The sequence below is a fragment of the Streptomyces griseoflavus genome (genome assembly GCF_014649995.1).
Classification (GTDB): domain Bacteria; phylum Actinomycetota; class Actinomycetes; order Streptomycetales; family Streptomycetaceae; genus Streptomyces; species Streptomyces griseoflavus.
On record NZ_BMUC01000007.1, the window covers coordinates 73,698 to 86,828 of the forward strand.

A 13,131-nucleotide genomic window follows, 5' to 3' on the forward strand; every position below is an offset into this window, starting at 1 on the left:
AACTAAGTTGTTCAGGCGCGTAGTTCGCCCGGCAGCGCCGGTTCCCGGCGCGCGCGACTCCGTCCGCGACGGGGTCCCGCACCTCAGGGCGCAGGCGCCACCGGGCGACGGCCCGCCGGGCCCGGCGACTTCCGACGCGAAGGAGCGTGCACGTGCAGCGCACCGGTCTGTACTACCCGTACGTCCACTTCCGTGACGCGGCGTGGATCAAGGCCGCCGCGCTGTACCTCCCGGAGATGGCCCGCGTGGTGCCCGAGGGATTCCGCGTGTCGGACCCGGAGCACGTCCGTGTCCTGCGGGACGAGCTGGGCTTCGTCCAGGACATCGCCCCGCCGACGCCGTCGAGGCGGCGTCGCGGCACCTGCTGCGGGTCGTGGAGGAGCGCGGTGAGGAAATGCGGAACCGCTTCGGTGTCACCGTCCAGCAGGACGTCGTGGACGCCGAACCCTCGCCGCCCGGCGCCCGGATGCGCGTCGGCACCGGTGCGCACCATGCCCGATCGCCCTGGGGCCGGCCGCTGGCGGGCCTCTACCCCGGTGAGATGTCACCGGAGTTGAGACGGGCCCTGTTCGAAGCGGGGCTGGCGGCGCGGCGTGAGCGCAACAGCTTCACTCACGGGGCGCCCGGCGTGTGGCTGGGCATGGACCCGGCGCTCGCCTGGGTCTACAAGTGCGCGCTGACCGCCGAACTCGCGGCCCGTACGGCCTTCCTCCCCGTCACCGACCAGGAGGCCGCCCACACCGCGGTCGACCCCTGGGACACCGAGCGGATGGCGGCGGTCCTCCTGGGCGGTGCCCCGGCCCCGGCCGGCACCGGCGACCTCGCGGGGCGGATCGGGGTGTTGTCCGTGCGGTGCGTGCTCCCCGCGGGGCTCGGCGGGGTGCCCGCGGAGAAGATCGTGGCGCTCCGCAAGACGTACGAGCCGGAGTTCCTCGCCTACACGGACGCCGTCGCCCGGACGGCGGCGGACCTGCGTGAGGAACTGGCCGGCATCCGCAGTCCGCAGGCACTGGACACGTACGTGCGGCAGGCGGTGCACCGGGAGTTCGATGTCGAGTTGGTGAAGCTGCGCAACGCCATGAACGGCGTCGGCCTCCAGACGATCACCACCTCCGTCAGCACCACGTTCGACACGCCCACCTCGGCGGCGCTGCTGAGCGGGCTGATCGGCACGGTCGGCGGCACCATGGCGGGCAGCGCGGCGGGCATCGTGGCCGGAGTCGGCGCGACAGCCGTGGGCATCCTCGGCGGAGCCCGCGGCCGGCGCGACGCGGCACTCGCCGCCTCCCCGGTCAGTTTCCTGCTGCGCGTCGAGAACGGACTCAACCCCGACACCGCCGTCCGCAGGATCGGCCGCGCCCTGCGACGGGGCGCCGGCGCGGGCGGGTGACGGGCGGGGAACCACGGCCGCGGCCCGCTGAGCGCCGCCCGTCGGCCGCCCTCAGCACTCGATGATGTTGACCGCCAGCCCGCCGCGGGCCGTCTCCTTGTACTTGACCGACATGTCCGCGCCGGTCTCCTTCATCGTCTTGATGACCTTGTCCAGGGACACCTTGTGCGAGCCGTCGCCGCGCAGCGCCATCCGTGCCGCCGTGACCGCCTTCACCGCGGCCATGCCGTTGCGCTCGATGCACGGGATCTGGACGAGTCCGCCGACCGGGTCGCAGGTCAGGCCGAGGTTGTGCTCCATGCCGATCTCGGCGGCGTTCTCCACCTGCTCCGGGGAGCCGCCCATCACCTCCGCGAGGGCGCCCGCCGCCATCGAGCAGGCCGAGCCGACCTCGCCCTGGCAGCCGACCTCGGCGCCGGAGATGGAGGCGTTCTCCTTGAAGAGCATGCCGATCGCGCCGGCCGCGAGCAGGAAGCGGACCACGCCCTCCTCGTCGGCGCCGGGGACGAAGTTCATGTAGTAGTGCAGGACGGCCGGGATGATGCCCGCCGCGCCGTTCGTGGGCGCCGTGACGACCCGGCCGCCGGCCGCGTTCTCCTCGTTCACGGCCATCGCGTAGAGGGTGATCCACTCCATGGCGAGCGCCTGCGGATCGCCCTCGGAGCGCAGCTTGCGCGCGGTGTTCGCGGCGCGGCGGCGCACCTTCAGCCCGCCCGGCAGGATGCCCTCGCGGGACATGCCCCGGTCGACGCAGGCCCGCATCACGCGCCAGATTTCCAGCAGGCCCTCGCGGATCTCCTCCTCGGTCCGCCAGGCGCGCTCGTTCTCCAGCATCAGGGCGGAGATGGACAGGCCCGTCTCCCGGGTCAGGCGCAGCAGCTCGTCGCCCGTGCGGAAGGGGTACTTCAGGACGGTGTCGTCGAGCTTGATGCGGTCCGCGCCCACCGCCTCCTCGTCCACGACGAACCCGCCGCCCACCGAGTAGTACGTCTTCGACAGCAGCTCCGTGCCGGAGGCGTCGTGCGCCCACAGCGTCATGCCGTTGGCGTGGTAGGGCAGGGCCTTGCGGCGGTGCAGCACCATGTCGTCGTCGAAGGAGAACGCGATCTCGTGCTCGCCCAGCAGCCGGATCCGGCCACCGTCCTTGATCTTCTCCACCCGCTCGTCGGCCGACTCCACGTCCACCGTGCGCGGCGAGTCGCCCTCCAGGCCCAGCAGCACCGCCTTGGGCGTGCCGTGACCGTGGCCGGTGGCGCCCAGGGAGCCGTACAGCTCCGCCCGCACCGAGGCGACGGAGTCCAGCAGGTCCTCGTTGCGCAGCCGCAGGGCGAACATCCGGGCCGCCCGCATCGGGCCGACCGTGTGCGAGCTGGACGGGCCGATGCCGATCGAGAACAGATCGAAGACCGAGATGGCCACGGGAGGACTCCTAAGGGTTCGGCGGACGACGCTGTCCACCGGAAGGGGTGGTTCAGAGAACGGAACACAGTGGGGAAGCAGAGGGAAAACGTTTATGCGGGGTGCATGGTGCGGGGCACCGCGCCCACCGACCAGTGTGCGCGATGCCCCTGAGGTCCGTACGTGAGAAAGCGTACGAAAGTACTACAGGCCGGGGTACAGCGGGTGCTTCGCGGCCAGAGCCGTCACCCGGGCCCGGAGCGCCGCGACGTCGTACGACGGCTTCAGCGTCTCGGCGATCACGTCCGCGACCTCGGTGAAGTCCTCGGCCGTGAAGCCCCGGGTGGCCAGCGCCGGCGTGCCGATCCGCAGACCGGAGGTGACCATCGGCGGGCGCGGGTCGTTCGGGATCGCGTTGCGGTTGACGGTGATGCCGACCTCGTGCAGCCGGTCCTCGGCCTGCCGGCCGTCCAGCTCCGAGTTCCGCAGGTCCACCAGGACCAGGTGCACGTCCGTGCCGCCGGACAGCACGTCCACGCCCACGGCCTTGACGTCGTCCTGGACCAGGCGCTCGGCCAGGATGCGGGCGCCCTCCAGGGTACGGCGCTGGCGCTCCTTGAACTCCTCCGTGGCGCACGCCTTGAAGGCGACCGCCTTGGCGGCGACCACGTGCTCCAGCGGGCCGCCCTGCTGACCGGGGAAGACCGCGGAGTTGATCTTCTTGGCCAGCTCGGCGGTGGAGAGGATCACCCCGCCGCGCGGACCGCCGAGGGTCTTGTGCGTGGTGGTCGTCACGACGTGGGCGTGCGGGACCGGGTTCGGGTGCAGACCCGCGGCCACCAGACCGGCGAAGTGCGCCATGTCGACCATCAGGTAGGCGCCGACCTCGTCCGCGATCCGGCGGAACGCGGCGAAGTCCAGCTGACGCGGGTACGCCGACCAGCCGGCCACGATCAGCTTCGGCTTCTTCTCCTTGGCGAGCCGCTCCACCTCGGCCATGTCGACCTGGCCGTCGTCGCCGACGTGGTAGGGGACCACGTCGTAGAGCTTGCCGGAGAAGTTGATCTTCATGCCGTGGGTCAGGTGCCCGCCGTGCGCGAGGTTCAGGCCCATGATCGTGTCACCGGGCTTGAGCAGCGCGAACATCGCGGCCGCGTTGGCCTGCGCACCCGAGTGCGGCTGCACATTGGCGTGCTCGGCGCCGAAGAGTTCCTTGACCCGGTCGATCGCGATCTGCTCGATCACGTCGACGTGCTCGCAGCCGCCGTAGTAGCGGCGGCCGGGGTAGCCCTCGGCGTACTTGTTGGTGAGGACCGAGCCCTGGGCCTCCATGACCGCGACCGGGGCGAAGTTCTCCGAGGCGATCATCTCGAGGGTGGACTGCTGCCGGTGCAGCTCGGCGTCGACCGCGGCGGCCACCGCCGGGTCGAACGCGTGCAGGGACGTGTTCAGAAGCGACATGCGGTTACGACTCCTCAGCCCGCGGTGTGGGCTTCGTACTCGGCGGCGGTCAGCAGGTCGGCCGGCTCGTCGGTGACGCGCACCTTGAACAGCCAGCCGCCCTCGAAGGGCGCCGAGTTCACCAGCGACGGGTCGTTCACGACGTCCTCGTTGACCTCGGTGATCTCACCGCTGACCGGGGAGTACAGGTCGCTGACCGACTTGGTCGACTCCAGCTCGCCGCAGGTCTCGCCGGCGGTCACGCTGTCACCGACCTCGGGGAGCTGGACGAAGACGACGTCACCGAGTGCGTTGGCCGCGTGCTCCGTGATGCCGACCGTCGACACGCCGTCCTCGGCGGCCGTCAGCCACTCGTGCTCCTTGCTGTAACGCAGCTGCGTGGGGTTGCTCATGGCCTGAATTCTCCTGTACGGGGGGATGACGGATGACTGAGGGGACCGCGCGCGGCGCCCGTGGCGGGCACGGCGTGCGTGCTCATCTCAGGTACGCGGGAAACCGTTGTGCGACGGTGTCACTTCTGCCGCTTGTAGAACGGCAGCGCCACGACCTCGTAGGGCTCGTGGCTGCCACGGATGTCCACGCCGACACCCTCGGTGCCGGGCTGCGCGTACGCCGGGTCGACGTACGCCATGGCGATCGGCTTGCCCAGGGTGGGGGAGGGGGCGCCGGAGGTGACCTCGCCGACCACCTCGCCGCCGGACACGACCGCGTACCCGGCGCGCGGGACGCGGCGGCCCTCGGCGACCAGGCCGACCAGCACGCGGGGCGGCTCGGCGGCGGCCCGCTCGGCGGCTTCGGCCAGCGCCGCGCGGCCCACGAAGTCGCCCTCCTTCTCGAACTTCACCACCCGGCCGAAACCGGCGTCGAAGGGCGTGAGGGAGGGGCTCAGCTCGTTCCCGTACAGCGGCATGCCCGCCTCCAGGCGCAGCGTGTCCCGGCAGGACAGCCCGCACGGGACCAGGCCCGCGCCCTCGCCGGCCTTGGTCAGCGCCTGCCACAGCTCCACCGCGTGCTCCGGCTTCACGAACAGCTCGAAGCCGTCCTCGCCGGTGTAGCCGGTGCGGGCGATCAGCGCGGGGATTCCGGCGACCGTGCCGGGCAGACCGGCGTAGTACTTCAGGCCGTCCAGGTCGGCGTCGGTGAGCGAGGCGAGGATGCCCTGGGACTCGGGGCCCTGCACGGCCAGCAGCGCGTAGGCGTCACGGTCGTCGCGGACCTCGGCGTCGAAGCCGGCCGAGCGCTCCCGCAGGGCGTCCAGGACCACCTGGGCGTTGGAGGCGTTGGCGACCACCAGGTACTCGGGCGTCTCCGTGTCGCCGAGCCGGTAGACGATCAGGTCGTCCAGGATGCCGCCGTCCTCGCGGCAGATCATCGTGTAGCGGGCCCGGCCGGGCTTGACGCCGCCGATGTTGCCGACCAGGGCGTGGTCGAGGAGCGCGGCGGCGGCCGGGCCGGTGACCGCGATCTCGCCCATGTGGGAGAGGTCGAAGAGGCCGGCCCTGGTGCGCACGGCGTTGTGCTCGTCGCGCTCGGAGCCGTAGCGCAGGGGCATGTCCCAGCCGGCGAAGTCGGTCATCGTCGCGCCGAGCGACCGATGCAGGGCATCGAGCGCGGTCCGGCGGGGTTCGGTACTGCTCATCGGTCGGTCTCCCAAAGGCATGACGACGGGCGAGGGCGATTCCTCCCCATCTGTCATCGGAACCTGAGAGGTTCGCCATGACCGCCCGCTCAGGGGAGACCACGGTTTGCACCTTGGGTGGAGCCACAGGAGCACGGCTGCGGTGGCCCGCTTTTCAGATGTGCCTCGCCCGCGCGGTAACGGGGCCTGAGAGATTCAAGGGAGGGACTTGCTCCTTCGGCGCCCCGGCGGCAACGGTGCCGGGGACTCTCCCGCGCGGATTCAAACGGCCGGTATGCAGTTGGCGCGCACATCATTGCACGCATCGCGGGGGCGCGGCAGGGGGACCCTTTCCTGGGATGCACAGGTTGTACGGGCACCGTCACAGGGAGCTGTGACAGGCCTGTTTCGGGAAAGGCACGGAAACGGGAGACCCGGGCATTACCTTCTCTTTACACTCAGCGAGGACCCGGACTCACAGCGGGTCCCAGGGGAGGACCAACACGGTGAACAGGACCACGGCGTGCGCCACCACCACGGGCGTCCCGCTGCCCCCGCAGCCGGCCGGCCGGGTCCGCGGGGCCCGCGGCGCGCTGCCCGCGCCCGTCGTCCGCGATCTGCGCGGGCGGGCCGGCCGCAGCCCGCGAGCACTGCTCTTCGGGCCCCGCGACCTCGTCGTGGTCACCGGACTGCCCGGCAGCGGGAAGTCCACGCTGATGCGCCGCACGGTGCGCGGCACCCGCATCGACTCCCAGGACACCCGCGACCGCTTCGACCGCCGCCTGTCCGGCTTCCTGCCGTACGCCGTCTACCGCCCCCTGGTCCGCCTGGCCCACTACGCGAGCCTGCGCCGCGCCCTGCGCGCCGGCGGCGCGGTCGTGGTCCACGACTGCGGCACCCAGGCGTGGGTGCGGCGCTGGCTGGCCCGCGAGGCCCGCCGCCGCGGGGCGGGCCTGCACCTGCTGCTGCTCGACGTCACCCCGCAGCAGGCCCTGGCCGGCCAGCTGGAGCGCGGGCGCGGCGTCTCCCGGTACGCCTTCCGGCGTCACCGCGTCGCGAGCGAGCGGCTGCTGCGCGCGGTGGAGCGCGGCCGGCTGCCGGCGCACAGCGGTTCGGCGGTGCTGATCGACCGGGCGGCGGCGGACGCGCTGCGCCGGATCGGCTTCGCGGGCTGACCGGATAATCTTTCCGCCACAGCAGTGGTTCCAGGCAGGCGGTGCGACAGATGGACTTTCCGGCGTTCCCGGCCCCGACACACCCCCATCCGCACGGCGGTTGGCCCGGCAACGAGGTGGAGGAGGTGCTCTCCGCCTCCCTCGGCGTCCCCTCGGCGGGCAGCAGGATCGTGGAGGTGCTGGGCCGCAGCTTCGTCTGGGTCCCGCTGCCGAACGGCGGCGGCCCGCACAGCGGCCCCCTGGACCTGCCCACCATGGAGATCGACGGCCAGGCCTACGTCCCCGTCTTCACCTCCGAGGAACAGCTCCGGCAGGTCGTCGGCTCCCACATGTCGTACACGATCGCGCCCGCCGTGGAGTTCGCCCGCGGTCTGCCGCCGCAGGCCGGGATCGCGGTGAACCCCGGCGGCGTGGTCGCCGTCCCGCTGCCGCCGGCGGCGGTGGCCGAACTGTGCCGGGCCGGGCACACCCCGCTGGACGGTGCCACGAGCGGCGGACGGGTCCGGCTGTTCCAGCCCGACTGGCAGGACGACCCGGTGGACTTCCTCGCCGCGGCCTCGCAGGAGTTCGAGGCCGTCGGCGTGGTGACGACCGCCCGCCGCTGTCTCGCCGCGATCGAGACGGCCGACCCGGTCCTCTTCATCGGCGTGGAACTGGCCCACTGGGAGGGCGACGCCCGCACCCTCCCCCTGGACGCCCTGGGCCGCGCCCTCGGCCGCACCCCGGCCCCCTGGCCGGTCAACCTCATCCTGATGGACATCGCCCAGGACCCGGTGGCCGACTGGCTCCGCACCCAGGTCCGCCCCTTCTACCAGCACCAGCCGTAGCTTCCGGGGGGTGCGGGGGGCCCGTACCGCCACGGCTTCGTCACGCGGGCATCCCCAACCCCCTCAGGGGCGCGGGGAACTGCGCGAACGACCACGACGCACCCGCACCCGCCGCGCGACGCGCAGCCCCGAGCCCTCCCGCCCCCCGACGCCCCCGTCAGGACACCCGGACGCCCCCGGCGCCCGCGTCGAACCCCCGGCGCCGCACGCCCCACCCCACCCGCCCGCCGGAGGCTTACGCTAGGTTCGTTGGCTCGGGCGAGGGCGTTGTACGGAGGGGCGATACAAAGTGAGCGCTGGCACCGCGGCGGCCGGACAGGTCGAGCACATGCTGCGCCAGGTGACGCCCGGGCGTTACGACGCCTACGAGGCGTTGCTGCGCGCCCTGGCCACCCCCTCCTCCGGCCAGGTCTGGATGCTGCTCTGGCACGGCCAGGCGGGTTCCCCCGACGCCCAGTACGGCAACATGGAGGTCGACGGCTACGGCTACGCCCCCTGCGTCACCTCCGCGCAGGAGCTGTCCGCCAGCGGCTGGAACCGGTCGTACGAGGTGGTCGACGGTCTCGAAGCGGCCCGCGCGCTCTATCCCGACCGCTACGGACTCTGGCTCAACCCGCACGCCCCGGGCGGCGGCGTCGGCATCCCCTGGCTGGACCTGCGCCGCATCGCCGGCGGCCTGGACCGCAGGCCCGCCGGACCGCTGAGACTCTCCGAACCGGCCATCGAGATCCCACAGTTCTACGCGCTGCTCGCGCAGAACGCCCACCGCACCCCGGCCGTGCGCGCCCTGCGCCGGGCCTGGGTGCAGCCGGCGCTGGGCGCCCCGTACCTCGCCATCGGCCTGGACGTCTACGACACCTCCCCGCCCGCCGTGGACGCCGTGCGCGCGATGATGCAGCAGTCCCTCGGCGCGGTGCCGGACGGTTTGCCGGTGTCGACCGTGGCGATGTCCGACGAACACGACCCGGTCGCGATGTGGCTGCGCGCCAGCGCCCGGCCCTTCTACGACCGCGAGGCGCACGGCGCCGGCCGGCCCCCCGCCCCGGGCTACGGCTACCCGCCCGCGCACCACCGCTGACCGGGCCCGTCTCCGCGATCCGCCGCGCTCCACCGACCGCGCCGGCCCTCCGTACCGTGTTGACTCAGCGTCACCGTGTCCACCATGTGGACACATGCACCGACATTCCACGAGCCTCGGCCTGCCGAAGGTGATTTCGCGTCAGCTTTTCGGTCATGCGCACTCCGCGACCAACCCTTGACCCCCTGTCACCTGCGGTTTCACGCGTTCTCCACGCCACCGGGCCGTCGCTCGGGGCCTCTTGGGGGACCGCGCCATGTGTCGTCCGGGTTAAATCTCGGCGGTGGGGCGCCTGAACAGTCCGATATGTCAAGTGTTCAGATCTCAGGTAGGTATCACCGCTATCCGGACTGTTCCTGACTGAGTGCGAACGTAGGTAGTGTTCGGCCGGTCAAGATGCATCCACATAGCGGACCCGGAGTGGCCCCAATATGCGCATAACCAAGTCCCGAGTCGCTCGGGCGATCACGGCCGCGGTGGCGGTCGGTCTGATCGCCACGGGCTGCTCCAGCGAACGGGACGCTGACAACGAGAGCGGCGGCGACAAGGACACGTTCGTCTTCGCCGGTGCCGGAGACCCGGGTTCCCTGGACCCTGCCCTCGCGAGCGACGGTGAAACCTTCCGTGTGACGCGTCAGGCCTTCGAGGCCCTGCTCGAGCACGAGTCCGGCGGCACCAAGCTGGTCGGCGGCCTCGCCGAGACCTGGTCGAGCAACGACCAGGGCACCGTCTGGACCTTCAACCTCCGCAAGAACGTGAAGTTCCACGACGGCGAGGCGTTCAACGCCGCGGCCGTGTGCGCCAACTACGACCACTGGTTCAACTGGACGGGCACCTACCAGTCCAGCGCGGTCTCCTACTACTGGCAGACCATCATGGGCGGGTTCGCGAAGAACGAGGACGCCGAGGCGCCCGAGGCGAACTACAAGTCCTGCACCGCCAAGGACGAGAACACCGCCGTCATCGAGGTCAAGAACCCCTCCGCGAACCTCCCCGGCGGCTTCTCCCTCAACGCCCTCGCGATCCACTCGCCGAAGGCCATCGAGGCGTACAAGAAGCAGGACGCGTCCGCCAAGGGCGACGCCATCACGTACCCCAAGTACAGCCAGGAGGCCGGCACGGTCGCCGGCACCGGCCCGTACAAGATCACGAAGTGGAACAAGGGCAACAAGGAAGTCACCCTTGAGCGCTTCGACGACTACTGGGGCGAGAAGGCGAAGATCAAGAACCTGGTCTTCCGCACCATCGACACCGAAGAGGGCCGCCGCCAGGCGCTCCAGGCCGGTGACATCGACGGCTACGACCTCGTGGCCCCGGCCGACGTCCAGACCCTCGAGAAGGAGGGCTACGTCGTCCCGACCCGTGGCGTCTTCAACCTCTTCTACGTCGGCATGAGCCAGTCGGCCAACCCGGCGCTCAAGAAGAAGGAAGTCCGCCAGGCGATCGCGCAGGCGATCGACAAGGAGAACCTGGTCAAGACCCAGCTGCCCGAGGGTGGCAAGGTCGCCGACCAGTTCATGCCGGACACGATCGCGGGCTACTCCAAGAACGTCACGAAGTACCCGTTCGACACGGCCGCGGCCAAGGGTCTCCTCAAGAAGGCCGGTGAGGAGAAGCTCAAGATCGAGTTCTGCTACCCGACCGAGGTCACCCGCCCGTACATGCCTGCTCCGCAGGACCTGTTCGAGCTGATGAAGGCCGACCTGGAGAAGGCCGGCATCACCGTCACGCCGAAGGCCATGAAGTGGGCCCCGGACTACCTGGACGCCACCGAGGCGGGCTCCTGCGCCCTGCACATGCTCGGCTGGACCGGTGACTTCAACGACGGCTACAACTTCATCGGCACCTGGTTCGCCGGGTTCGACAAGCAGTGGGGCTTCAAGGACCAGAAGGTCTTCGACGCCGTGAACGCCGGCTCGAAGATGGGCAAGGCCGAGGAGCGCACGGCCGCCTACGAGAAGGCCAACGAGGTCATCATGGACTACCTCCCGGGTGTCCCGATCTCCGCCTCTCCGCCGGCCATCGCCTTCGCCAAGAACGTGAACCCGCCGAACGTCTCCCCGCTGACGCAGGAGGTCTTCGCCGAGGCCTCGTTCAAGTAGGCGCCTGACCGGCACCGACAAACCCAACGGGGGGGTCCGCCCGGCCGCCGCAACTCGGCGGCCGGGCGGGTCCATTCATGTAAGACATCACGCAAGAAAGGGGCATGCGGGGTGCTGCGTCTCGTCGTACGAAGACTGCTCCAGCTCATACCCACGCTGCTCGGCCTGTCGGTTCTTCTCTTCCTCTGGCTCGACCGGCTGCCCGGCGGACCCGCCTCAGCGATCCTGGGGGAAAAGGCCACCGAGGCCGAAGTGGCGCGCATCAACCGTGCGCTCGGGCTGGACCAGCCCGTCTACGTTCAGTACTGGCGCTTCCTGAAGCGCATCTTCGAACTCGACCTGGGCACCTCCACCCAGACCGGGCAGCCGGTGTGGGACGAGTTCACCCAGCGTTTCCCCGCGACCGTGGAGCTGTCCCTGCTCGCGATCCTGCTGGCTGTGGTCGTCGGTGTCCCGCTCGGCTACTTCGCCGCCCGCAAGCGCGGCGGCTGGCTCGACGTCAGCGCGGTCTCCGGCTCGCTCGTCGGCATCTGCATCCCGGTCTTCTTCCTGGCACTGATCCTCAAGCAGATCTTCGCCGTGAACCTCGGCCTGTTCCCCACCTACGGACGCCAGGAAACCGGCATCAACGCCACGGACGTCACGGGCTTCGCCGTCCTGGACGGCATCCTCACCGGCGAACTCGACGCGGCAGCGAACGCACTCCACCACCTGATCCTGCCGTCGGTCGCGCTGGCCACCATTCCGCTCGCCGTCATCGTGCGCATGACGCGCGCCAGCGTGCTCGAAGTGCAGGACGAGGACTACGTCCGCACCGCCGAGGCCAAGGGCCTCAAGCGCAGTGTCGTCCGCAGCCGGCACGTGATGCGCAACGCCCTGCTCCCCGTCATCACGGCGGTCGGCCTGCTCACCGGCTCCCTGCTGTCGGGCGCGGTCCTGACCGAGTCCGTGTTCTCCTTCGGTGGCATCGGCTCCTTCATCCGGCAGGCGATCGACGGCCGTGACTACCCCGTGCTCGTCGGGTTCATCATGTTCATCGCGCTGATATACGTCCTGATCAACTTGCTGGTGGACCTGGCGTACAGCCTCATCGACCCGAGAGTGCGGGTGCACTAATGAGCGTCGCCACCAAGACCGACAAGATCCAGCGCCTCGCCGAACTGGCCGCGACCAAGGAGACCAGCACCGGCGACAGCCTGTGGCGGGAGGCGTTCCGCCGCCTCAAGCGCAGCAAGATGGCGATCGTCGGCGCGGTCGTCATCGCCCTGTTCATCCTTCTCGCGATCGTCGGCCCCTACATCGCGCCGTACTCCCCGACCGCGCAGACCTGGCGCGGCGAGGTCTTCCCCAACCGGGGAGAGTTCGTCGGCATGCGCCCCGAGAACTGGTTCGGACTGGACCACCTCGGCCGGGACCTGTTCTCCCGCTTCCTGGTCGGCGCCCGCCAGACGCTGCTCGTCGGTGTCGTCGCCACGCTGATCGGTCTGACCATCGGCTTCCTGGTCGGCGGCCTGGCCGGCGCCTTCGCCACCCTCGGTGGCGAGCGGGGCAAGCGCGTCGACTCCGTCATCATGCGGTTCATCGACATCATGCTGGCGATGCCCTCGCTGCTGCTGGCCGTGTCGATCGCCGCCGTCATGGGGCAGTCGCTGACCACGGTGATGATCGCCGTGGGTGTCGTGCAGATCCCGGTGTTCGCCCGGCTGCTGCGCGGCTCCATGCTGGTCCAGGGCAGCTCCGACTACGTGCTGGCCGCCCAGTCCCTCGGTGTGCGCAAGCGGCGCATCGTGGTCTCGCAGATCATCCCCAACTCGCTCAGCCCGGTGATCGTGCAGGCCACGCTCTCCCTGGCCACGGCGATCATCGAGGCCGCCGCCCTGTCCTACCTGGGCCTCGGCAACCCCGACCCGGCCATCCCGGAGTGGGGCGTCATGCTCACCCAGGCGCAGCGCTTCTTCGACAGCGGCGCGCCCATGATGGCGGTCTACCCCGCCGTCGGCATCATCATCACCGCCCTCGGCTTCACCCTCCTCGGCGAGGCCATGCGGGAAGCCCTCGACCCGAAGCTGAGGGGCTGAACCA

11 protein-coding genes and 1 riboswitch are annotated in these 13,131 nt (G+C 70.7%); of the genes, 7 read left to right on the forward strand and 4 right to left on the reverse strand.

The window, feature by feature from the left end:
- Positions 1-394 precede the first annotated feature (394 nt).
- A complete protein-coding gene (locus IE172_RS16265; protein ID WP_438817017.1) occupies positions 395-1,390 on the forward strand; it encodes a DUF6236 family protein in 996 nt (331 codons plus the stop codon).
- Between the two features lie 51 nt (positions 1,391-1,441).
- Here IE172_RS16265 and IE172_RS16270 read toward each other — a convergent pair whose 3' ends face one another.
- From IE172_RS16270 to gcvT, 4 genes are all read right to left on the reverse strand, one after another.
- On the reverse strand, positions 1,442-2,809 hold the full coding sequence (locus tag IE172_RS16270; RefSeq protein ID WP_190097964.1) for an L-serine ammonia-lyase: 1,368 nt from the start codon (positions 2,807-2,809) through the stop codon (positions 1,442-1,444).
- A 183-nt stretch (positions 2,810-2,992) separates the two neighbouring features.
- Positions 2,993-4,249 carry a serine hydroxymethyltransferase gene (gene glyA, locus IE172_RS16275; RefSeq protein WP_190097965.1) on the reverse strand — a complete coding sequence of 419 codons (1,257 nt, stop codon included), beginning with the start codon at positions 4,247-4,249 and terminating at the stop codon, positions 2,993-2,995.
- A gap of 14 nt (positions 4,250-4,263) precedes the next feature.
- Complete coding sequence (gene gcvH / locus IE172_RS16280; RefSeq protein ID WP_190097966.1) at positions 4,264-4,641, reverse strand: glycine cleavage system protein GcvH; 378 nt, start codon at positions 4,639-4,641, stop codon at positions 4,264-4,266.
- Positions 4,642-4,760: 119 nt separating this feature from the next.
- Complete coding sequence (gene gcvT, locus IE172_RS16285; RefSeq protein WP_190097967.1) at positions 4,761-5,888, reverse strand: glycine cleavage system aminomethyltransferase GcvT; 1,128 nt, start codon at positions 5,886-5,888, stop codon at positions 4,761-4,763.
- Positions 5,889-6,052: 164 nt separating this feature from the next.
- Positions 6,053-6,152, reverse strand: a riboswitch (glycine riboswitch).
- A 221-nt stretch (positions 6,153-6,373) separates the two neighbouring features.
- Here gcvT and IE172_RS16290 point away from each other — a divergent pair.
- From IE172_RS16290 to IE172_RS16315, 6 genes are all read left to right on the forward strand, one after another.
- On the forward strand, positions 6,374-7,042 hold the full coding sequence (locus IE172_RS16290) for an AAA family ATPase (protein ID WP_190097968.1): 669 nt from the start codon (positions 6,374-6,376) through the stop codon (positions 7,040-7,042).
- 50 nt (positions 7,043-7,092) lie between these two features.
- Entirely contained in the window at positions 7,093-7,869 is a 777-nt protein-coding gene (locus tag IE172_RS16295) for an enhanced serine sensitivity protein SseB (protein ID WP_190097969.1), read from the forward strand.
- A gap of 328 nt (positions 7,870-8,197) precedes the next feature.
- A complete protein-coding gene (locus IE172_RS16300; RefSeq protein WP_190098175.1) occupies positions 8,198-8,947 on the forward strand; it encodes an enhanced serine sensitivity protein SseB C-terminal domain-containing protein in 750 nt (249 codons plus the stop codon).
- A 431-nt stretch (positions 8,948-9,378) separates the two neighbouring features.
- Positions 9,379-11,049, forward strand: a complete 1,671-nt coding sequence (locus IE172_RS16305) for an ABC transporter substrate-binding protein (RefSeq protein ID WP_190097970.1) — start codon at positions 9,379-9,381, stop codon at positions 11,047-11,049.
- A gap of 111 nt (positions 11,050-11,160) precedes the next feature.
- Positions 11,161-12,165, forward strand: coding sequence for an ABC transporter permease (locus tag IE172_RS16310; RefSeq protein WP_190097971.1), 1,005 nt, complete (start codon positions 11,161-11,163; stop codon positions 12,163-12,165).
- On the forward strand, positions 12,165-13,127 hold the full coding sequence (locus tag IE172_RS16315; protein WP_190097972.1) for an ABC transporter permease: 963 nt from the start codon (positions 12,165-12,167) through the stop codon (positions 13,125-13,127). Before IE172_RS16310 ends, IE172_RS16315 begins: the two co-directional genes overlap by 1 nt.
- The last annotated feature ends 4 nt before the right edge of the window (positions 13,128-13,131 follow it).

What these genes read in the sequence shown, in the direction of transcription:
- glyA (WP_190097965.1), bottom strand. Translation starts at nt 4,249, where the DNA reads ATGTCGCTTCTGAACACGTCCCTGCACGCGTTCGACCCGGCGGTGGCC.
- gcvH (WP_190097966.1), bottom strand. Translation starts at nt 4,641, where the DNA reads ATGAGCAACCCCACGCAGCTGCGTTACAGCAAGGAGCACGAGTGGCTG.
- gcvT (WP_190097967.1), bottom strand. Translation starts at nt 5,888, where the DNA reads ATGAGCAGTACCGAACCCCGCCGGACCGCGCTCGATGCCCTGCATCGG.
- IE172_RS16305 (WP_190097970.1), top strand. Translation starts at nt 9,379, where the DNA reads ATGCGCATAACCAAGTCCCGAGTCGCTCGGGCGATCACGGCCGCGGTG.
- IE172_RS16265 (WP_438817017.1), top strand. Translation starts at nt 395, where the DNA reads ATGCGGAACCGCTTCGGTGTCACCGTCCAGCAGGACGTCGTGGACGCC.
- IE172_RS16300 (WP_190098175.1), top strand. Translation starts at nt 8,198, where the DNA reads ATGCTGCGCCAGGTGACGCCCGGGCGTTACGACGCCTACGAGGCGTTG.
- IE172_RS16295 (WP_190097969.1), top strand. Translation starts at nt 7,093, where the DNA reads ATGGACTTTCCGGCGTTCCCGGCCCCGACACACCCCCATCCGCACGGC.
- IE172_RS16315 (WP_190097972.1), top strand. Translation starts at nt 12,165, where the DNA reads ATGAGCGTCGCCACCAAGACCGACAAGATCCAGCGCCTCGCCGAACTG.